The sequence below is a fragment of the Mycobacterium attenuatum genome (assembly GCF_900566085.1).
In the GTDB taxonomy this organism is placed as follows: Bacteria; Actinomycetota; Actinomycetes; order Mycobacteriales; family Mycobacteriaceae; genus Mycobacterium; species Mycobacterium attenuatum.
Window position 1 is genome coordinate 13264 of record NZ_UPHT01000088.1, and the last position, 20510, is coordinate 33773.

At 66.2% G+C, this 20510-nt stretch carries 21 protein-coding genes and 1 pseudogene; 11 read left to right on the plus strand and 11 right to left on the minus strand.

Translation table 11 applies throughout. From position 1 onward, the window contains the following. Positions 1-34: 34 nt before the first annotated feature. Entirely contained in the window at positions 35-1528 is a 1494-nt protein-coding gene (locus EET13_RS14580) for an acetyl-CoA acetyltransferase (RefSeq protein ID WP_122442966.1), read from the plus strand. A gap of 114 nt (positions 1529-1642) precedes the next feature. After that, the gene (locus EET13_RS14585) at positions 1643-3742 is read left to right on the plus strand and encodes an NAD-dependent epimerase/dehydratase family protein (RefSeq protein ID WP_122442967.1); all 2100 of its coding nucleotides are present in this window, start codon (positions 1643-1645) and stop codon (positions 3740-3742) included. Here EET13_RS14585 and EET13_RS14590 read toward each other — a convergent pair. From EET13_RS14590 to EET13_RS14620, 7 genes and pseudogenes are all read right to left on the minus strand, one after another. Continuing rightward, positions 3739-4974 (minus strand): NAD(P)/FAD-dependent oxidoreductase, encoded by a 1236-nt coding sequence (locus EET13_RS14590; RefSeq protein ID WP_122442968.1) that lies wholly within the window; start codon positions 4972-4974, stop codon positions 3739-3741. The genes EET13_RS14585 and EET13_RS14590 overlap by 4 nt on opposite strands. Before the next feature lie 21 nt (positions 4975-4995). After that, entirely contained in the window at positions 4996-5748 is a 753-nt protein-coding gene (locus EET13_RS14595; RefSeq protein ID WP_122442969.1) for a DUF72 domain-containing protein, read from the minus strand. Positions 5749-5755: 7 nt separating this feature from the next. Further along, positions 5756-6391, minus strand: coding sequence for an endonuclease (locus tag EET13_RS14600; RefSeq protein ID WP_122443002.1), 636 nt, complete (start codon positions 6389-6391; stop codon positions 5756-5758). Positions 6392-6432: 41 nt separating this feature from the next. Continuing rightward, positions 6433-6765 carry a TfoX/Sxy family protein gene (locus EET13_RS14605; RefSeq protein ID WP_122442970.1) on the minus strand — a complete coding sequence of 111 codons (333 nt, stop codon included), beginning with the start codon at positions 6763-6765 and terminating at the stop codon, positions 6433-6435. A 6-nt stretch (positions 6766-6771) separates the two neighbouring features. Next, positions 6772-7161 (minus strand): nitroreductase family deazaflavin-dependent oxidoreductase, encoded by a 390-nt coding sequence (locus EET13_RS14610; protein ID WP_122442971.1) that lies wholly within the window; start codon positions 7159-7161, stop codon positions 6772-6774. 74 nt (positions 7162-7235) lie between these two features. Then, positions 7236-8050, minus strand: a pseudogene (locus EET13_RS14615) (S16 family serine protease); the annotation flags it as partial. Positions 8051-8073: 23 nt separating this feature from the next. Beyond that, a complete protein-coding gene (locus EET13_RS14620; RefSeq protein WP_122442972.1) occupies positions 8074-9315 on the minus strand; it encodes an alpha-hydroxy acid oxidase in 1242 nt (413 codons plus the stop codon). 57 nt (positions 9316-9372) lie between these two features. Between EET13_RS14620 and EET13_RS14625 the strand changes: the two genes are divergently transcribed. Beyond that, complete coding sequence (locus EET13_RS14625) at positions 9373-9807, plus strand: DUF1810 domain-containing protein (protein WP_122442973.1); 435 nt, start codon at positions 9373-9375, stop codon at positions 9805-9807. A gap of 37 nt (positions 9808-9844) precedes the next feature. Here EET13_RS14625 and EET13_RS14630 read toward each other — a convergent pair whose 3' ends face one another. Together EET13_RS14630 and EET13_RS14635 are read right to left on the minus strand one after the other, a co-directional pair. After that, positions 9845-10381, minus strand: a complete 537-nt coding sequence (locus tag EET13_RS14630; RefSeq protein ID WP_122442974.1) for an alkyl hydroperoxide reductase — start codon at positions 10379-10381, stop codon at positions 9845-9847. A gap of 13 nt (positions 10382-10394) precedes the next feature. Beyond that, positions 10395-10982, minus strand: a complete 588-nt coding sequence (locus EET13_RS14635; protein ID WP_122442975.1) for a peroxiredoxin — start codon at positions 10980-10982, stop codon at positions 10395-10397. A gap of 103 nt (positions 10983-11085) precedes the next feature. Between EET13_RS14635 and EET13_RS14640 the strand changes: the two genes are divergently transcribed. Genes EET13_RS14640 through EET13_RS14655 form a run of 4 tightly spaced genes read left to right on the plus strand, consistent with a single transcriptional unit; the run spans position 11086 to position 13992 of the window. Continuing rightward, positions 11086-12042 carry a hydrogen peroxide-inducible genes activator gene (locus EET13_RS14640; RefSeq protein ID WP_122442976.1) on the plus strand — a complete coding sequence of 319 codons (957 nt, stop codon included), beginning with the start codon at positions 11086-11088 and terminating at the stop codon, positions 12040-12042. A gap of 29 nt (positions 12043-12071) precedes the next feature. Then, complete coding sequence (locus EET13_RS14645; protein ID WP_122442977.1) at positions 12072-12773, plus strand: EthD domain-containing protein; 702 nt, start codon at positions 12072-12074, stop codon at positions 12771-12773. Positions 12774-12782: 9 nt separating this feature from the next. Further along, a complete protein-coding gene (locus EET13_RS14650; RefSeq protein ID WP_083134831.1) occupies positions 12783-13226 on the plus strand; it encodes a TIGR03618 family F420-dependent PPOX class oxidoreductase in 444 nt (147 codons plus the stop codon). 10 nt (positions 13227-13236) lie between these two features. Continuing rightward, the gene (locus EET13_RS14655; protein ID WP_083134832.1) at positions 13237-13992 is read left to right on the plus strand and encodes an enoyl-CoA hydratase/isomerase family protein; all 756 of its coding nucleotides are present in this window, start codon (positions 13237-13239) and stop codon (positions 13990-13992) included. A gap of 25 nt (positions 13993-14017) precedes the next feature. On the opposite strand, the gene EET13_RS14660 is transcribed toward EET13_RS14655, so the two are convergent. Further along, entirely contained in the window at positions 14018-14194 is a 177-nt protein-coding gene (locus tag EET13_RS14660; RefSeq protein ID WP_083134833.1) for a (2Fe-2S)-binding protein, read from the minus strand. A 320-nt stretch (positions 14195-14514) separates the two neighbouring features. Between EET13_RS14660 and bfr the strand changes: the two genes are divergently transcribed. The 4 genes from bfr (at position 14515) to EET13_RS14680 (ending at position 19957) form a co-directional block, all read left to right on the plus strand. Next, positions 14515-14994 (plus strand): bacterioferritin, encoded by a 480-nt coding sequence (gene bfr, locus EET13_RS14665; RefSeq protein WP_036394198.1) that lies wholly within the window; start codon positions 14515-14517, stop codon positions 14992-14994. Between the two features lie 72 nt (positions 14995-15066). Next, positions 15067-17145, plus strand: a complete 2079-nt coding sequence (locus EET13_RS14670) for an MDR family MFS transporter (protein ID WP_122442978.1) — start codon at positions 15067-15069, stop codon at positions 17143-17145. A gap of 185 nt (positions 17146-17330) precedes the next feature. Further along, positions 17331-19466: an MDR family MFS transporter gene (locus EET13_RS14675; protein ID WP_122442979.1), complete on the plus strand. Its 2136-nt coding sequence runs from the start codon at positions 17331-17333 to the stop codon at positions 19464-19466. Further along, a complete protein-coding gene (locus EET13_RS14680; RefSeq protein WP_122442980.1) occupies positions 19463-19957 on the plus strand; it encodes a carboxymuconolactone decarboxylase family protein in 495 nt (164 codons plus the stop codon). The genes EET13_RS14675 and EET13_RS14680 overlap by 4 nt, the downstream gene beginning before the upstream one ends. Before the next feature lie 60 nt (positions 19958-20017). On the opposite strand, the gene EET13_RS14685 is transcribed toward EET13_RS14680, so the two are convergent. Next, a complete protein-coding gene (locus EET13_RS14685) occupies positions 20018-20476 on the minus strand; it encodes a nuclear transport factor 2 family protein (protein WP_122442981.1) in 459 nt (152 codons plus the stop codon). Positions 20477-20510: the final 34 nt, after the last annotated feature.

Genomic DNA, 20510 nt, shown 5'->3' on the forward strand with positions numbered 1-20510 from the left:
GCGGGGCAGCGAAGCCCGGCGCTAGGTTCGAGGCATGCCCGTAGATCCCAGGACACCGGTGCTGATCGGCTACGGTCAGGTCAACCATCGCGACGAGATCGACCCGGCCGGGCCGTCAATCGAACCGGTCGACCTGATGGTCGCGGCGGCCCGGCAAGCCGCTGACGCTCCGCTGCTGGCGGCCGTCGACTCGATCCGCGTGGTGCACATGCTGTCGGCGCACTACCGAAACCCCGGACAGTTGCTCGGGCAGCGCCTCGGCGCCGGCAGCTGCACCACCAGCTACGGCAGTGTCGGCGGCAACACGCCGCAGGCGCTGGTCAGCCAGGCATGCCTGGACATCCAGCGCGGGCGCGCCGGGGTGGTGCTGATTGCCGGCGCCGAGACCTGGCGTACCAGGACCGGGTTGAAGTCCAAGGGCGCGAGGTTGGTGTGGACCCGACAGGACGAATCCGTTCCGCTGCCCGAAATCTCCGGTGACGACGTTGCGATGGTGGGGGAGGCCGAGCTCAGGATCAAGCTGGACCGGCCCGCCTACGTCTATCCGCTGTTCGAGCAGGCACTGCGCATCGCCAGCGGCGAGTCGATGGCGGATCACCGGCGGCGGGTCGGTCAGCTGTGGGCGCGCTTCAACGCCGTCGCGGTGGACAATCCCAACGCCTGGATCCATACCCCGATGACCGCCGAGGAGATTTGGCGGCCCGGCCCGCAGAACCGCATGATCAGTTGGCCCTACACCAAGCTGATGAACTCCAACAACATGGTTGACCAGGGCGCGGCGCTGATCCTGACGTCGGTCGAGCAGGCCGCGCGGTTGCAGATCCCCGCCGAGCGCTGGGTTTACCCGCAGGCCGGTACCGATGCCCACGACACCTCCGCGATCGCCGAACGGGCCGAGCTGTACCGGTCTCCAGCCATTCGGATCGGGGGGACGCGGGTGCTCGAGCTTGCCGGCCTGGGCATCGACGACGTCGACTATGTCGACCTGTACTCGTGTTTTCCCTCCGCGGTTCAGGTTGCCGCGGCCGAACTCGGCCTGGCGACCGACGATCCCGCCCGCCCGCTGACGGTCACCGGCGGTCTGACCTTCGCCGGCGGCCCGTGGAGCAATTACGTCACCCATTCCATTGCCACCATGGCCGAACTGTTGGTGGCCAACCCGGGCCGACGCTGCCTGATCACCGCAAACGGCGGGTACCTGACCAAACACAGCTTCGGCGTCTACAGCACCGAACCGCCTGCGGAATTTCGTTGGGAAGATGTTCAGCCGGTAGTGGACCGCGAGCCCACGACCGTGGGTTTGGTCGAGTGGGAGGGAATCGGGACGGTCGAGGCGTGGACCACACCATTCACCCGCGACGGCCGGCCCGAGAAAACCTTTGTCGCCGTGCGCACGCCCGAGGGAGCACGAAGTTTGGGCGTGATCACCGATACCGATACGGCCGCGGCGACAGTGCACGACGACATCGCAGACATCGCCGGGGCCAAGGTTGCGATTGCCGCCGACGGCACCGCGACGTTGCGGTAACCGGCCGCGACGGATCCCGAGGCCCTTTTCCGGTCACGGTCCGGACTCAATTGGTCGCGAAAGTGGGGCCGGGGTGCTTATTGTCATGGGAAGACGTTGGGGAAGGTGGGCAGGGTGCACGTCCTGGTTACCGATGCTGCCGGCGCGATCGGTCGCCAGGTAGCACGCCAGCTGATCGCGGCCGGGCACACGGTCAGCGGCATAGCTCCATACCGCCACTCGGCCCTTGATGCCGGCGTCGACTTTGAGTGTGCGTCGTTGCGTGACCCGGTGTTGCTGGAGTTAACCGCCGAAGCGGACGCGGTGATTCATCTCGCCCCGGTGGATACCACCGCACCGGGGGCAGCCGGCCTCAACGGCCTAGCGCATGTGAGCAACGCGGCCGCCCGCGCGGGTGCCCGGCTGCTGTTCGTGTCGCAGGCTGCGGGGTCGCCCGAGCTCTACCAGCAGGCTGAGGCCCTGGTGACCGGTTGCTGGGCGCCGAGCCTGGTCATTCGCATCGCGCCGCCGGTCGGTCGGCACCTGGACTGGATGGTCTGCCGGACGGTAGCGACTTTGCTGCGCGGCAAGGTCTCGGCGCAGCCGATGCGGGTGCTGCACCTCGACGACCTGGTTCGCTTCCTAGTAATGGCGCTGAACACCGACCGCAACGGTGTCGTCGACCTGGCCACGCCGGACGCTGCGAACGTGGTCACCGCGTGGCGGCTGCTGCGATCGGCCGAGCCGCGCCTGCGAACGCACCGGATCGGCCGTTGGGATGATCTGCTTCCACAGATGGATACCGCTGCAGCGCAAGAGGATTGGAGCTTTCAGTACGGGTGGCAGGCGACGGAGGCGATCGTGGACACTGGTCGCGGGCTGGTTGGCCGCAGGCTGGACCGCGCGGGCGCGACTATCGGGTCGGGCCAGCTGCCGCTTCCGGTCGAGCCGGTCCCGCGATCACTACCCCGTTACGGCGCCGCCCTGAACTCTGTCGGACCCGAGGGGCTCGAGGGCGAGTTCGACGACCGGATCGATCCGCGGTTTCCGGTATTCAGCGCCACCGGTCTCGCCGAAGCACTGCCCGGACCGCTGACCCCGATGACGCTTGACGTCCAGTTGAGCGGACTGCGGGCCGCAGGCCGGGCCATGGGTCGAATCCTGGCTCTGGGTGACGTGGTGGCCCAGGAGTGGGAGAGCAGGGCCATCGCGGTATTCGGTCATCGGCCCTACGTCGGCGTATCAGCCAATTTTGTCGCTGCCAGCCAGCTACCGGGTTGGGACCAACAGGCCGTCACCCGTCATGCGCTGGGCGAGCAGCCGTTGGCCGCGCACCTGCTGCCGCTGGGGCGACCCGAGTTGGCCAGCGGAGCACTCGGGTCGGCCGCCAAGGTGGTCGTGACGGCCCGGTCGCTGTCCTTGTTGCGTCATCTGCGGGCCGACACGCAGGCCTACATCGCCGCCGCCTCGACAGAACGCTTCGATGCCGAGCAGCTGAGCGCACTGCCGGACGCCGGCCTGGAAGTCCGGATTCGGTTGCTGCGGGACCGGATTCAGCAAGGCTGGATCCTGACGGCACTGTGGGTCATTGACACCGGCATCACCGCCGCAACGCTGGAGCACACCCACGCGAAATCCAGCGTGTCCGGTATCGGGGTGATCATGGAGAGCGGTCGCATCCCCGCGGTGAGTGCTGCCCTGATCGATATCCTGCGTGCCGATGCACCGCTGTGCGCCCTGGCCCGCGAAGGCAACGCCGACAGTATTCGCGCGCTGTCGCCGTCAGCCGCGGCGGCCCTCGACGCGGCCGTTGCCCAGCTGGGACACCGTGGCTCGGGAGAAGCGGAGCTGGCCAATCCGACATTCGGCGACGACCCGTCGCTGCTGTTGACCCTGGCTGCCGAAGCCGCTTCGGCGCCTCCCGGGCCATCGACCCCGGCGACGTTCGCCCGGCGGATGGCCGCCAGCGCCCGCAGTTCGCGAGAGCTGGCTCATGACACCACCATCCGGTTCACCCATGAACTCCGGCTGGCCCTGCGCGAGTTGGGGTCACGGCGGGTTGCGGCGGACCTGATCGACACGGTCGACGACGTGTACTACCTCACCTGCGACGAGCTGGTCACCATGCCGGCCGATGCCCGGTTGCGGGTCAAACGGCGACGCGCCGAGCGGGAACGGCTGCAAGCTCAGCCGCCGCCCGACGTCATCGACCGCACCTGGAAGCCCCCGGACTAGCCGGTCCGCAGGTCGGCCAGCGGCGTTTCGGGATCAGCCAACCGGTCGGGGTCCACCGGGACTTTCAACCGGATCAGGGCCTTGACATCGTCGAGCACGTCCCAGATGTTGACGTTCATTCCTGCCAGCACCCGGTTGTCGTCGTCGAGCCAGAACGCGACGAACTCGCGGCCGGACACATCGCCTCGCAACACCACCCGCGCACTGTCGGTCGCGTGGCCCGCGTACTCCATCCCGAGGTCGTACTGATCGGTGAAGAAGTACGGTAGTTCAACGTACTCGGTTGGGGCGCCGAGCATTCCGGCGACCGCCACCGCGGGCTGTTTGAGGGCGTTGGCCCAGTGCTCGGTGCGGATCCGGCAGTCCAGCAGCGGGTGCACCGCAGCCGCGATGTCACCGACCGCGTAGATGTCGGGATCACTGGTGCGCAGCGACGCGTCGACCAGGACACCACCGTCAGCCATCGCCAAGCCGGCTTGTCGGGCCAGCTCGACGTTGGGTTTCGCGCCGACGGCCACCAGCACGGCGTCGGCGGTAATGACGGACCCGTCGCTAAGCTTGAGCCCACTGGCCCGGTCGGCCTCCGTCGTGATCTCGGCCACCTGCGCTTGCAGCCGCAAGTCCACACCGTGGTCGCGATGCAGGTCGGCAAACACCTTGCCGACGGTTTCGCCCAGGGCCGCCGACAGCGGCTGCTTGGCCGCCTCCACCACCGTGACATCGACATTGCGCTGACGAGCGCTGGCAGCCACCTCCAGCCCTATCCACCCCGCACCGACCACCGCAAGCGAAGAGCCTTCGGTCAGCGCGGAATTCAGCGCGGCGGCGTCGTCGAACGTGCGCAGGTAATACGTGCCGACCGCGTCGGCGCCGGGAATCGGCAGGCGTCGCGATGCTGATCCGGTCGCGAGCAGCAGCTTGTCGTAGCGCACGGTGGTGTCATCGGGAAGTCCGATGGTGTGTGCGGCCGGATCCAATAACGACACCCGCGCGCCCAGCCGCAGGTCCACGTCGTGGTCGCGATACCAGTCGGAGTTGTGCACAGTGAACTCGTCGAGCGACTTTTTGCCAGCCAGGAATTCCTTGGACAACGGCGGGCGCTCGTAGGGCAGGTGCTCCTCTGCGGCGAAAAGTATGACATGACCGCCGAAGTCGTTGTCGCGCAAGGCTTCGGCTGCCTTAGCCCCGGCAAGACCGCCGCCGACGATGACGAATGTGGCTGAGCTGGTCATGATCGCTGCTCCCCTCTGCCGTCAAACTCCGAGCCTACTCGGACCGACCGCTCGCAATAGTTCCAGCAACGACAACGCATTACGAACCGCGTGGCCGCCCAGATCATTGTTGAAATACAGCCACACGTCCCGGCCTTCGGCGTCCCAGTCGATGATCCGCTTCGCCCACCGGCGCAACTCGTCGCACCGATACGACCCCGCGTACCTGCCGGCGTCGTCGGGGCCGTGCATGCGCACGTAGACCAGATCGGTGGTGGCCCGGGGAACACACGCCAGACCGACGCCGCTCATCACCACATACGCGGCCCGTTGGCGTTCCAGCACCGCAAATACCGCCGGGTCGTTCCAGGACGGGTGCCGCAGCTCGACGGCAACCCGAATGTCGGTCGGCATGTTGCCCAGGAAGGATTCCAGCCGCGCGTCATCGCGGGGCTGCTCCGGATGCAGCTGCACCAGCAGCACGCCGTGGTGATCCCCCAAGAGCTGCCAACAACGTTCGAACCGCTCGATCCATGGTTCGGGGGACAGCAGCCGACGGTAATGGGTCAGGCCGCGATGGGCCTTGACCGACATGGTGAACCCGCCGGGCAGGAGGTCGCGCCACGCCGCAAACGTCGTCTCCTTGGGCCAGCGGTAGAAGCTGGCGTTCAATTCGACGGTGTCGAAGACCTCGGCGTAGCGAGTCAGACGGCGCGCGGCCGGCAGGCCGCGCGGGTACAGCACCTGCGTCCAGTGCTGATAGGACCACCCCGAAGTGCCGATGCGCACGGTCACCGGCAGCTCAATCGATCAGCTGGCTGCGCACATCGTCGTCCAGCGACGAACGGACCAGCGCCGCCGCCAGGCGGGCGTTGGCGCCGGCGGCCAGCGCGGAAAGCGTTGCCGGATCGGTGGGCAGGCCCAGTTCCTTGGCCGCGGCGGTGGCACGGTCGTCGAAGTACGGCCGCGCCCAAGTCCACACATCCTGCACCTCACGCAGGTAGATGTCGGCGCCGGTGTCGCCGATCCCTTTGAACTGCTTGATGATTCGCTTTGCCGTCGCCGGGTCGTGGTCGCTGCCGCGCGCGATTTCGCGTAGGTCGCCACCGAATTCGTCGCGCACCCGCTGGGCCATATCGGTAAGCCGGGTCGCCGAGCTCTCGTCATAGCGCACATAGTGGGCGCGGCCGAACGCGTCGATCATGGCCTGGCGCGGGGCTGCCAACACCGCCTTCGGGGTGCGCAGACCCGCCTTGAACAGTTCGCGCGCGGCGCGCATGGCGATGCTGGCGTCGATCGGCTTGCTGGCCAGCATGCACAGCACAAATAGCTGAAACAACGGCATCGGCTTGTCGTCGATGCGAATCCCGGCCTCGGCGGCGTAGCTGGTGCCGGCGACCTCGAGGAGTCGTTTCGCCCGTCGCTGGGGCTTGTCCATACCGGCGGCGTACCCGCATTCGCCAGGCGCAAACCCGATGGTCATTTCGGCGGCAGGCGGTGCACCCAGGTCAGGCTGCGCATGAGCCAACCGCGAAGCTGCCGTTTGGTTTTCACCCCTTCCGCGGCGACGCGCAACCAGCCGCGGGTCTGCCGGCCGGCCATCACCATCGGGCTGACGTGGGCGCGAGCGAGCAGCTTGTCGGTGTCGTCGGGCGCCACCCGGACCAGCAGTCCGCCCTGACCACTGACGGCCACGGTCAGATGCCCCTCAACCAGGAAGGCAAGCCCGCCGAACATCCGCTTCTCGTCGACGCCGGCCTGCGACGCCAGCAACTCGCGGATCCGTTCCGCGAGGTCGCTGTCGTAAGCCATCTGCGGTCAGTCCAGATCGATTCGGATGGTCAGCAAATCGGTCCCGATTGCGCGCACGGCCGCACCGTTGACTCGGGGCAGGTCGCGCAGCCGTTGCCGTGGGTCGTCATCGGGCAGCAAATGCGCCGTCCCGGAACGCCACTGGCCGCCGATGCGCACGCGGACGGCCGGGTTGGCCTTGATGTTGTAGACGTAATCGGAATGTTCGCCGTGTTCGGACACCATCCAGAACTGGTTGCCGATAACCTTTCCGCCTACCGCGGTGCGGCGCGGTTGGCCTGATTTGCGGCCGATGGTTTCGAGCATGGTCAGCGGCAACTGCCGTCCCAAGGGATTGGCTACCAGCCGTTGAAAGCGGTGGACCACCTGGCGTTTGACGTCTCGCGATTGACCCATGAATGTGATTGTGCAGGATCGACGGCCGCGAAGACAGCTCGTCCGTGAGCGCGGCCCATGGCCGCGCCGCCGGGTCAGGCGGCGACGCCTTCCGTCACGGCCGCTGTTTGCAGGGCCTGGCTGACGATATCGGCGACGCCGGTCATCGGTTTGATCGTGAGCTTGGGAAGCACTTCCGCAGGGATGTCGTCGAGATCGGTTCATTGCGGGCCAGAATCAAAACCGTTGACAGGCCGCCGCGCTGGGCGACCAGCAGCTTCTGCTTGACCCCGCCGACCGGCAATGCCCGCCCACTAAGCGTTACCTCGCCGGTCACGGCGACGTCGAAGCGGACCCGATGCCCCGTGGCCATGGAGACCAGGGCCGTCACCATCGTCACTCCGGCCGAGGGGCCGTCCTTGGGCGCCGCACCGGCTGGTACGTGAATGTGGATGCGCCGGTCCAGCGCCGCGGGGTCCACCCCCAGCGCCTGAGCGTGTGAGCGCATATAGGACAGCGCGATCTGCGCGGATTCCTTCATCACCTCGCCCAGGTGGCCGGTCAGTTGCAGCGACGCCTTGCCCGGACCGGTTACTCCGACGGCCCCGGCTTCGATGTAGAGCACGTCGCCGCCGAGGCCGGTCGCGACGCCGGGCACCGCCGTGCGTTCGGCCGACTTCGGCGAAAAGCGCGGGCGGCCCAGGTAGTCCCGGAGGTCGGGCGCATCGATGGTGACCGGACCGGCCGGCCCGTGGTTTTCGGCGAGCCTCGTCGCAACCTTTCGCAGCGCCTTGGCCAGCAGCCGCTCGAACTGCCGCACACCCCGGCTCGCCGGTGTAGTCGCCGGCGACCTTGCGGCGTCGGTCACGGTGACGTCGTCGGCCGTCAGCGCCGCTCGCTCCCGCTCACGTGATCGGCGCGCCGGGCCGCACGTCAGGGACTCGGACGCGGCACCACATGCTGCAGCTGCGTCACATGCTTCGGTGACAACTCCGCCAAGCAGGTCACCCCCAGCAGCCGCATGGTCCGGATCACACCACTGCCCAGGATCTCGATGGCACGCGCGACGCCCGCCTCGCCACCGGCCATCAACCCGTAGAGATAAGCCCGGCCGACCAAGGTGCACCGCGCCCCCAGCGCGATCGCCGCGACGATATCGGCACCCGACATGATGCCGGTATCCATCAGGATCTCGGTGTGCTTGCCGAGTTCACGGGCAACCGAGGGCAACAGGTGAAACGGCACCGGTGCCCGATCCAGTTGCCGGCCACCGTGATTGGACAAGACGATGCCGTCGGCACCGCATTCCACCACGGCACGCGCGTCGTCGAGCGTCTGAATCCCTTTGACGACGAGCTGGCCCGGCCATTGCGCTTTGATCCACGCCAGATCCTCGAACGTCACGCTCGGGTCGAACATGGTGTTCAGGTACTCGCCGACGGTGCCCGACCAGCGATCCAGCGAGGCGAACGCCAGCGGTTCGGTGGTCAACAGGTCGAACCACCAGCGCGGGTGCCCCAGCGCGTCGAGGACGGTGCGCAGCGTGAGTGCCGGTGGAATCGTCATGCCGTTGCGGACATCGCGCAGCCGGGCACCGGCCACCGGAACGTCGACAGTGACCAGCATGGTGTCGAACCCCGCGGCGGCCGCACGCTTGACCAGCGCCATCGACCGATCCCGGTCGCGCCACATGTACAGCTGAAACCATTTGCGGCCCTGGGGAACCGCGGTCACCAGATCCTCTATGGCGCAGGTGGCCAACGTGGACATCGCGAACGGAATCCCCGCTGCGGCGGCCGCCCGCGCGCCGGCGATCTCGCCCTCGGTCTGCATCAACCGGGTGAACCCGGTCGGCGCGATCCCGAACGGCAGCGTCACCGGCGCTCCGAGCACGTCCCAACCAGGGCATACCGTGGTGACGTCGCGCAGGATGGTGGGGTGAAACTCGATGTCGCGGAACGCCTGTCGCGCTCGCCGGATTGACAGCTCATCTTCGGCGGCGCCGTCGGTGTAGTCGAATGCCGCCCTGGGGGTGCGTCGCCTGGCGATACGGCGCAGATCCTCGATGGTCAGCGCGGCGTTCAGGCGGCGCTTGGTGCCGCCGAACCGAGGCCTTCTCAACTGGATCAGCGGGGCCAGGTCGCCAACCCTGGGCACCCGTCTCCGGACCGCCATTACCCGCAGGAACCGATGTTGAGCCGCGCCATCACACCAGTGTGCAACCGTGGTGGTATGACAACATCAGGCGACCCCTTCGACCTGAAACGGTTCGTCGACGCGCAGGACCCGATCTACCACAGCGTCGTTGTGGAACTGCGGTCAGGACGAAAGCGAACTCACTGGATGTGGTTCGTCTTCCCGCAGTTGTGCGGCCTGGGCCACAGCCCCGCGGCGGACTACTACGGCATCTCCTCGGCAGCGGAGGCACGCGCATATCTGGACCATGATGTGCTCGGACCGCGCCTGCGTGAGTGTACCCGGCTGGTCATTCAGGTGCAGGGCCGTTCCATCGACGAGATCTTCGGTTGGCCCGACAATCTCAAGCTGCGCTCGTCGATGACGTTGTTCGCCCGCGCCGCCGCCGACAACGAGGATTTCGTCGCCCTGATCGCCCGGTATTACGGCGGGAAGCAGGATCCGGCGACGCTGGCACGCCTGGACGGCTGACCCGCGAACGCGGTGAACGCGGGCCAACCGGTGACGATCAGCCGACAGCAGCCAATGTCTGGGCCGCCGTAACCGCTTGGGCCACACCGGCAACGATCGCCGCGGCCTTCAACGCCTCCAGCACCGTCTCGCGGCCCACACCCGCCTCACGCAGCGTTTGTTCGTGCGCGACCACACAGTGCGAGCAACCGTTGATCGACGAGACCGCAAAGCACCACAGCTCGAAATCGGCTTTGGCCACGCCCGGATTGCCGATGACGTTCATCCGCAATCCGGGACGCAGGTCGTCGTAGCGTCCGTCGAGAAAGCCGCGGCCACGATAGAACACGTTGTTCATGGCCATGACTGACGCCGCTGCCAGCGCCGCCTGGTATGCCGGCTCGGACAGCTTGTCTGCCGCTTCGGCCCCAATTCCGGCCAGCACCTGGGGGTTACGTGTCGCCGCAGCGCTGGCCAGCAGGGTTCCCCACAGCTGTTCCTGGGTCAGCACGGTGCTGCGCGTGATCGAGCCCAGGTTCAGCTTGAGGTCTTTGGCGAACTCGGGCAACGCGGCCTTCAGATTCTCGACGCTCATCGGTTCTTCTCCGTCACGCCGACGCTTTGAGCAGCTCGCCGGCATCGATTGTCGGGTCGCCCTTGCGCCAGTTGCAGGCACACAGCTCGTCGGATTGCAGGGCATCGAGCACCCGCAGCACCTCGTCGACGTTGCGCCCGACGGATCCCGCTGTGGCCGAAACGAATTGGATTTCGTTGTTCGGGTCGACGATGAAGGTCACCCGGTCGGCCACGCCGTCCTCGTTGAGCACGCCGGTGGCCAGGCACAGCTCACGCTTGATGTCAGAAAGCATCGGGAAGGGCAACTTCTTCAGGTCCTCGTGCTGGGCACGCCACTGGAAGTGGACGAACTCGGAGTCGATCGATACCCCGAGTATCTGTGTGTCGCGGTCCTCGAACTCGTCGTTGAGGTTGCCGAACGCGGCGATCTCGGTCGGGCACACGAAGGTGAAGTCCTTGGGCCAGAAAAACACCACGCGCCACTTGCCGGGGTGGTCCTCGTTGGTGACGGTGGTGAAATAGTCACCTGGCTGCTTGGCGTCGACCTTCGACAGATCGCCGCCGATCAGCGCAGTGAGCTGGTAGGCGGGGAACTGGTCGCCGATTGTCAGCAGGGACATATCCACTCCTTAATCTGGATTGAGTCAAGATTATCTGTACGCGACCATGATGCCGCGAATTCAGTGTGAAGTAAAGGTGATATATCACACTATACTCATTGGCATGGCCGATAAGACTTATCAGCCGACCCTCGCCGGGCTGCGGGCCTTCGTCGCCGTCGCGAACAAGCAGCATTTCAGCAGTGCCGCAACCACTTTAGGGGTAAGCCAGTCGACGTTATCGCAGGCGTTGGCCGCACTGGAGGCCGGCCTGGGAACCCACCTCGTCGAGCGTTCGACGCGACGGGTCCTCTTGACGGCCGAAGGCATGCACCTGCTACCGCTCGCGCAGGTTGTCGTCGAGGCCGCGGACGCGTTCAGCACCGCCGCCGGGGGAGTGGCCGATCCGCTGCACGGCAGCATCCGGTTGGGCATGATTCCGACGGTCGCACCCTACGTACTGCCGACAGTACTGGCTGGACTCACCCGTCAACTTCCCACCCTGACCGCGCATGTGGTCGAAGACCAGACTCAGCGCCTGCTGGCCGCCTTGCGTGATGGCGCACTGGATGCGGCGATGATCGCAGTGCCCGCCGACTCCGACGGTGTCACACAAATCCCGATGTATGAGGAGGATTTCGTTTTGGCGCTGCCTCCGGGGCATCGGCTCGCCGGCAAGCGACAGGTGCCTGCCACGGCGTTGGCGCAATTGCCGCTGCTGTTGCTGGACGAAGGTCATTGCCTGCGCGACCAGGCCCTGGATGTCTGCCGCCGAGCCGGAGTCAGTGTCGAACTGGCCGACACCCGGGCAGCGTCGCTGGCCACCGCGGTCCAATGCGTAGCGGGTGGATTGGGCGTCACGCTGATCCCGCAGAGCGCGGTGGCCGTCGAGGCCGCGCGCAGCCGTGCCGGACTCGCCCACTTCGGCGCGCCCCGCCCGGGTCGAAGGATAGGACTGGTATACCGCTCGTCCACCGGTCGCGATGAGTCGTATCGACGACTTGCCCGGATCATCGGGGAACTGGTGGTCGCGGAACAGCCGGTGCGCCTGGTCACCGACGGCGCGGACGGTCAGCTCTGAGCCGTTGGCGGCGAAGGTAAGTTTCCCCTATGGAGAAGGTCATCGCCGTCCTGCTGCGCGACGAGCCGGACGACGACTGGTGTTCCCGTCAACTGGGTCCGGTCGCCGACGCACTGCTGGAACTGGGCCTTCCGGGGCTCGCGGTCAATGTCCGAGACGGCGCGGTGCGCAACTCCCTGATGACCCTGACCACCCTGTCGCAGCCGGTGGCCTCGGTGGTGAGCATATGGACCCAGCAATGCTATGGCGACCAGATGGCGTCCGCCCTGCAACTGCTCGAGCGCGAATGTGCGCAACTGGGCGCATACCTGGTCACCGAGTCGGTTCCGATGGTTCCGCCGGAAACCGAACCAGGTTGTCGCACAACGGGTTTAGCAAACCTCGCATTGCTGCGACGGCCGACCGGGCTGGACGAGGAGACCTGGCTGACCCGCTGGCAACGCGACCACACATCGGTGGCCATCGAAACGCAGGCCACCTTCGGCTACACCCAGAACTGGGTGGTGCGCACTCTTACTTCACCGGCACCACCGATCTCCGGGATCGTCGAGGAGCTGTTTCCGGCCGAGGCCATCTCGGATCTGCAGGCCTTCTTCGGCGCCGCCGACGACGCCGACCTGCAGCACCGGATAAGCCGGATGGTCGCCAGCACCACCGCATTCGGCGCCAACCACAACATCGACACCGTGCCCACCAGCCGCTACGTGTTCACCACACCGTTCACCAAGTGAGGACGACTCATGACGACACTCAACGATGCCGTGTCCCTGGCCGCCGCCGAAAAAGGGCTGGCGGTGGTCTCCACCGTACGAGCAGACGGCACCGTGCAGGCCTCGCTGGTCAACGTCGGTCTGCTGACGCATCCCGCCGGCGGCCAAACCGTCCTGGGCTTCACGACGTACGGCAAGGTCAAGCTCACCAACCTGCGAGCGCGGCCACAACTGGCCATCACTTTCCGCAACGGCTGGCTGTGGGCGACCGTGGAGGGCCGCGCGGAACTCGTCGGCCCCGACGACTCGCAGTCATGGTTGCGCGACGGGGAGCAGCTGCGGCTGCTGCTACGCGACGTCTTCATCGCGGCGGGCGGCACCCACGACGACTGGGACGAGTACGACCGGGTTATGGCCGCGGAGCGGCGTGCCGTGGTGCTGATCGAGCCGACCCGCGTGTACGGCAACGGTTAGGCTCAGCGCCGTGACGCTGCTGATCGATGACGAGCACCGGGTACGCACGCTCACCCTCAACCGGCCGGAGGCCCTCAACGCCTTCAACGAAGCCCTGTACGACGCCACCACGCAGGCACTGTTGGACGCCGCCGAAGACCCAGCGGTTTCCGTGGTCTTGCTGACCGGCTCGGGTCGCGGCTTCAGCGCCGGCACCGATCTCGCCGAGATGCAGGCACGCATCACCGACCCCCGCTTCGAAGAGGGACGATACGGCTTCCGGGGACTCGTCGAGGTGCTCGGCAGTTTCCCCAAGCCGCTGATCTGCGCGGTCAACGGCGTCGGCGTCGGAATAGGCACCACAATTCTGGGCTACGCAGACCTGGCGTTCATGTCCGCGACAGCGCGCCTGAAATGTCCGTTCACCAGCCTTGGTGTGGCTCCCGAAGCGGCATCGTCATACCTGCTGCCGCAGCTGGTTGGCCGGCAGAACGCGGCCTGGCTGCTGATGTCTTCGGAATGGATCGATGCCCAGGAAGCCTTGCGGATGGGGCTGGTCTGGCGCGTCTGCGAGCCGGCGGCGCTGCTTCCCGAGGCCCGCCGGCATGCCGAAATCCTTGCCGCACAGCCACTCTCGAGCCTGATAGCGGTCAAGCACACCATTGTCGAACCGACTCGTCCCGAGATAGCCGCCGCCAGCGCCCGGGAGAACGCCCACTTCGCCGAGTTGATGGGCGCGCAGGCCAACGCCGCAGCATTGGCCGATTTCAGCAAGCGCCGCAGCTAAAAGGTCAGAAAAGCGGGCCCGGACCTCAGACCGCAGCCGGTTGGACAGCCGAGGCGATGATCGCCCGCAAGGTGCGACGGCAACGGCCGCAATCGCTACCCGCGCCGCACGCCGCGGCAACTTCTTTGGACGTCGACGCGCCACGCGCGACGGCATCACAGACGGTTTGGTTGGTGGCGCCCACACACAGACACACGTACATCAGCAAACTCCCAGCGGGTGCTTGCTCATGACATCCTCCGCGATCGGAGTGGCGGGGGAGCCACCGAACGAACGGTCTGCATATTAGTAGAGTCTAACCTAAGTAGGTTAGTGCAGTCTAACCTAAGACCGATGGGGCTGAGACCGGGGCGAGCCTGCAGGACGCGCCGACGGCGCGACAAAGACTGCGCCGCTACCCACTTGCTGCACTAGATTGAAACGCGGCACCCGAAGGTGCTGCTAGAACCCGCCATGATGGAGCTCCAGCCCAGCCCATCTGCTGCGGTAGAAAACGACCGCCTTCACACCGTAGGAGTCATCATGCAAGGTGATCCGGATGTCTTGCGTCTGCTCAACGAACAATTGACCAGCGAGCTGACCGCCATCAATCAATACTTTCTGCACTCCAAGATGCAGGAGAACTGGGGCTTTACCGAACTGGCGGCCAAAACCCGCGCCGAGTCGTTCGACGAAATGCGCCATGCCGAGGCGATTACCGACCGGATTCTGCTGCTCGATGGTTTGCCGAACTACCAGCGCATCGGCTCGTTGCGGGTGGGCCAGACACTGCGCGAACAATTCGAAAGTGATATCGCAATCGAAATCGAAGTACTGAATCGGCTCAAGCCCGGAATCATCATGTGCCGCGAAAAGCAGGACACCACCAGTGCGCAGCTGCTAGAACAAATTGTGGCCGATGAGGAACTGCATCTCGACTACCTGCAGACGCAGCTGGAACTGATGGAGAAACTCGGAGAGGCACTGTACTCGGCGCAGTGCGTCTCCAGGCCACCGTCCTGATATCCGATCGAGGCTCCGCGGGCACGACTCCTGGGTTTCGCGCACGGGCTCGAACACCGACGGGAGGCAGACATGACGAGCCCGACGGCATCCCGGACTGCTGCTGCGGCGGACACCCGGTCTCTCTGCGTATCGCTCAGCCCGGCGCGCCGCAACATCATCTTCATGGCGCTGGTGCTCGGGGTGCTGGTCGCGGCGATGGACCAGACCATCGTCGTGCCCGCGTTGCCGACGATCGTCGAGGAGCTGGGGGTCTCCGTTCACCAATCGTGGGCCATCACCAGCTACCTGCTGGGCGGCACCATCGTGGTCGTGGTGGCGGGCAAGTTGGGGGATCTGTTCGGTCGTAAGCGGGTGCTGCAGGGCTCGGTCCTGGTCTTCCTGCTTGGCTCCATGCTCTGCGGGGCAGCGCAGACCATGGCCACGCTGGCGGTTTCGCGCGCCGTGCAGGGCGTCGGGGCCGGTGCGATTTCGGTGACCGCGGCCGCCTTGGTCGGTGAGGCCTTCCCACTGCGGGATCGCGGCCGCTACCAGGGCATGTTGGGCGCGGTATTCGGGGTGACCACCGTCGCCGGCCCGCTGCTGGGCGGCTTCTGCACCGACTACCTGCACTGGCGCTGGGCATTTTGGATCAACCTGCCGATCTCGATCGTGGTCCTGACCGTGGCCGCAACGGCCATTCCCGCGTTGCCCCGCCGCCCCAAACCGGCTATCGACTACCTCGGGATCATGGTCATTGCACTGGCCACGACGGCGTTGATCACGGCGACGAGCCTGGGCGGAAGCACGTACTCGTGGGGCTCGGCGCCGATCATGGGGCTGTTCATCGGCGCAACGCTGGCATTGGGTGTCTTCGTGTGGGTCGAGGGCCGAGCCGCTGCGGGTATCCTCCCGCCGCGACTGTTTCGCAACCAGGTATTCGCCGTGTGCTCGGTCCTGTCGTTGATGGTCGGTTTTGCGATGCTGGGCGCGTTGACCTTCGTGCCGATGTATCTGCGCTACGTTGACGGTGCCTCGGCCACCGTCTCGGGTCTGCGCACGTTGCCGATGGTGGTGGGCCTGCTGACCACGTCGGTGGGCGCGGGCATCATGGTGGGCCGGACCGGCCGGTACAAAATCTTTCCGGTCGCTGGCACGGGGCTGATGGCCGTCGCATTCCTGCTGATGTCGCGGATGGATGAGTCGACGCCGGCGCCGGTGCAGTCGTTGTACCTGGTGCTGTTGGGCGCCGGGATCGGCTTGTCCATGCAGGTGCTCATTCTCATCGTGCAGAACACGTCCCGCTTCGAAGATCTCGGCGTCGCCACCTCGGGGGTGACCTTCTTCCGCGTCGTCGGTGCCTCGTTCGGAGCCGCGATATTCGGCGCGCTCTTCGCGACCTTCCTGGGCCGGCGAATGGGGCCCGCGCTGGTCGCCAGCGGCGCGCCCGTCGACGCCGCGCACTCTCCGGCCGTCTTGCACCGACTGCCGCACTATGTTGCCGCCCCGATCGTGCGGGCCTATGCCGAGTCGCTCAACCAGGTGTTCCTGTGCGCGGCCTTTGTCGCCCTGGCCGGATTTATCCTCGCGCTGTTTCTGCGCGAGGTTCCCCTCGCCGATATCCACGACAGCCCCAGCTGCCTCGGAGACGGGTTCGCCGTGCCAAGGACCAAATCTCCGGAGGACGTGCTGGAGAACGCCGTCACCCATCTGCTGCACGAAGCGCCCGAGGTACGGCTGCCCAACCTTGCTGCGGCGTACCAGGATTCCGAGCTCGACGTAGCCGGTTTGTGGGGGGTACTGCGGATCTATCAGTACGAGCGGTTCTTCCACACCGCGAGGCTCACCGACATTGCAAAACACCTGCACCTGCCCTATCAGGTGCTGGAACCGGTCTTCGACCGCCTGGTCCAGACCGGCTACGCGTCGCGCGACGGCGACACCCTGTCGCTGACCGCGGGCGGGCTCGGCCAGCTCGAGACCCTCTCCGGCCTGCTGCGGCGATGGCTCATCGACCACCTGGCAGTGGCACCCGGTGTGCAGCAGCAGCCCGGCGACCAGGAATTCGAAGCTGCTCTGCAACGCCTCACCGACGGGGTACTGGTGCAACGCGACTGGTACGAAGACCTCGACGAACTAGCACAGCCAGGCACTGTCGCCGCTGCCAAATAAGACGCCGAGGCCACAGGGTTCCGGAGTCGGCCCCCCGGATTGACCGGCGGCCATCCTGGGCATCCCGTCAATTGACTGCCCGCCCCGCCCCTCCCGCCGCTTCACGGCCGGACGCCCCGGCCGCATGCGGCGTCAAGGCCAATGCCTCGGCGGGCCGGCACCGGGCGCCGACGGGAAAGGCAGGCATGACAACCCCGACAGTTGCTGTCGCAACGGATGGCGGATCCGGCGGCGCACTGACCAGCCCGCAGCGGCGCAACTTTATTTTCCTGGCGGTCGTGCTCGGAATGCTGCTGGCTGCATTGGACCAGACGATCGTCGCCACCGCACTGCCGACCATCGTCGCCGACCTGGGCGACGCCGGCCATCAATCGTGGGTGGTCACCAGCTACCTGCTGGCGTCGACCATCGTCACCGCGTTCGTCGGCAAGCTGGGCGACCTGGTCGGTCGCAAGCGCGTCTTTCAAGCAGCGGTGGTGTTTTTCGTCGTCGGGTCGATAGTGTGCGGACTCGCGCAGTCGATGGGCATGCTGGTGGCAGCACGGGCGCTGCAGGGCGTCGGAGGCGGCGCGATCGCAGTGACTGCCACCGCGTTGATCGGGGAGGTAGTTCCGCTGCGGGAACGCGGACGCTACCAAGGCATCTTGGGCGCGGTCTTCGGTGTCACCACGGTCGTTGGCCCGCTGCTGGGCGGCTATTTCACCGACTATCTGACCTGGCGGTGGGCGTTCTGGATCAACGTTCCCGTCTCGGTGGTGGTCATTTTCGTTGCGGCGGCGGCGATCCCGGCGCTGACCGCCACCAAACCGAACATCGACTACGCCGGGATCGTGGCTGTCGGTGTGGGTGCCGCCGCGCTGACCCTGGCGACAAGCTGGGGCGGCACCGTGTACCCGTGGGCGTCAGTGACCATCGTCGGCCTTTTCGCGTCGGCCGCTGCTGCGCTGGGCGTCTTCGTCTGGGTGGAAAGCCGCGCCGGGGAAGCGGTGCTGCCGCCGCGGCTGTTTCGCGCTCCGGTGTTCACCGTGTGCTGTGTGCTGGCCTTTGTCGTGGGATTCGCGATGCTGGGCGCGATGACGTTCTTGCCCACCTACATGCAGTATGTGGACGGTGTCTCGGCCACCGCCTCCGGCCTGCGCACGCTGCCGATGGTGGCTGGAATGCTGGTCACCTCCACCGGCAGCGGTGTCGTGGTCGGCCGTACGGGCCGCTACAAGATTTTCCCGGTGACCGGTACGGCGCTGATGGCGGTCGCGTTCGTACTGATGTCGCGCATGAATGCCGCAACACCGACCGTGGTGCAATCGCTGTACCTACTGCTGCTGGGCGCTGGAATCGGCCTTTCCATGCAGGTGCTGGTCTTCGTCGTGCAAAGCACCTCCGATTTCGAGGACCTCGGGGTGGCGACGTCGGGTGTGACGTTTTTCCGCACCATCGGCGGTTCGTTCGGCGCGGCGGTGTTCGGTTCGCTGTTCGGGAACTTCCTGCGGGCCAGGCTGGGGCCGGCCCTGGCGACCATTGGCTTGTCTAGCGAGTCGGTCAGCTCTCCGCAGGCCCTGCACCGGGAGACTTCCGCCACCGCAGCACCGGTCGTACAGGCCTATGCCGAATCGCTGGGTCAGGTGTTCCTCTGGGCGGCAACGGTTGCCGTGGTTGCTTTCGTCCTGGCGCTGTTCCTGCGCGAGGTGCCGCTGCGCGATATTCACAACAGCGCGGTCGATGTGGGTGACGGATTCGGGATGCCGACGACCGAGACGCCGGAGAAGCTGCTGGAGAACACGATCGGTCGCATGTTGCGCGGTGATCCCGGTGTGCGACTGCGCAGCATCGCCATGCGGCCCGATTGCCGGCTCGACGTCGCCGGTCTGTGGGGTTTGCTGCGCATCAACCGCTACCAGCAGTTCTTCGGAGCGGCCCGGATCACCGAAATCGGTAACCACCTGCGAGTGCCCTTCGAGGTCCTCGAACCCACCTTCAGCCGCCTGGCCACCACAGGTTATGTGGTGCGCGACGGCGATCGCATGTCGCTCACCGCCGCGGGGATGCGGCAGGTCGAATACGTGTACTCGCTGCTGTTGACCTGGATCGCGGACAAATTGGCGAGGTCGCCCGGCTTCGCGCGCCGGCCGGATCGCCACGAGGTCGAAACCGCTCTCCAACATATTGCGTATCGTGTTGTTGCGCAGCGTGATTGGGGCCAGGATTGGGCAAACGAGACGTCCACGGTGGCCGCCCAGGCGGCAGCCGCCCCGCCCGACGCCGCGGCGCCCCGGCCCGCATTGACCGACAGCTCGCTACCCGGGCGTACCATCGCGCCATGAGCCGAATCGGAACATTCGCCGACGACGACGTGGCCGGCTGGATAGCGAAATCCCCTGAGCTCGGCGGCGCATTGGCCGCCTTCAGCCGGGCGGTGTACACCAGCAACCGGTTGCCGATGCGCACCCGCGAGCTGGCGCGCGCGGTGATTGCCGAGAACAACGAATGCACCGTCTGCGCCAACACCCGCGATGCCGACGGCCCCGCCGCCGGAGTCGACGAGGACCTCTATGCCCACGCGGCCGAATGGCGCACCTGGCCGGGGTACAGCGAGCAGGAGCGACTGGCGGCTGAGTTTGCGTACCGGTTCGCCACCGAGCACACCGTGCTGCGTGACGACGAAGATTTCTGGAGCCGCTGCCGTGAACACTTCTCCGACGACTTGCTCGCCGACTTGGCCTTGTCCTGTGCGCTGTGGGTGGGAATGGGGCGGGTATTGCGGACCCTGGACATCGGTCAGGCCTGCAAGGTCACGTTACCCAGCCGGGCCTGAACAACACCCACAAGTGCTGTCTTGAACCACGTTGCGGCGCAGTCGAATTCGTAATCGAATTCAGACCAGGCCGGTTGCGTCGAAGACCCAGCCGGTGTCACCGCCGGCCAGCGCCTCGAAATGGTTCGGCGGCGCGAAACTCACCAGGGTGTTGAAGTCCCAATAGTCTTTCCAGAGGGCAATTTTGCCGTCGACCACCTTGTGGACGCTGACAAACCGCAGCAGCCCTTGTTCACCGGTGGGGAAGGTCCGGGTCTCGGAATGCTCATACATCACGTCTGATCCGTTGGACACCAGCAACCCGTCATGGTTTTGGTAGTCGGCCAGGGGCTCCAGTCCGAGCTTCAGTCGCGTCACGATGTCGTCGGGACCACGCGCAGATATCGCAGGCATCGGCATGTCGACGTAGAGGCAGTCCGCGCAGAGATACGTCTTGACGTCAGCCCAATCGCGCCGGGCCAGTGCCCGCCACAACGCCAGCACCACATTGCGTGCCGAATTTGCAGAAAGGTCTGTCATAGCGGCCAATGACACTTGGTGCCAGCGCGGGTGT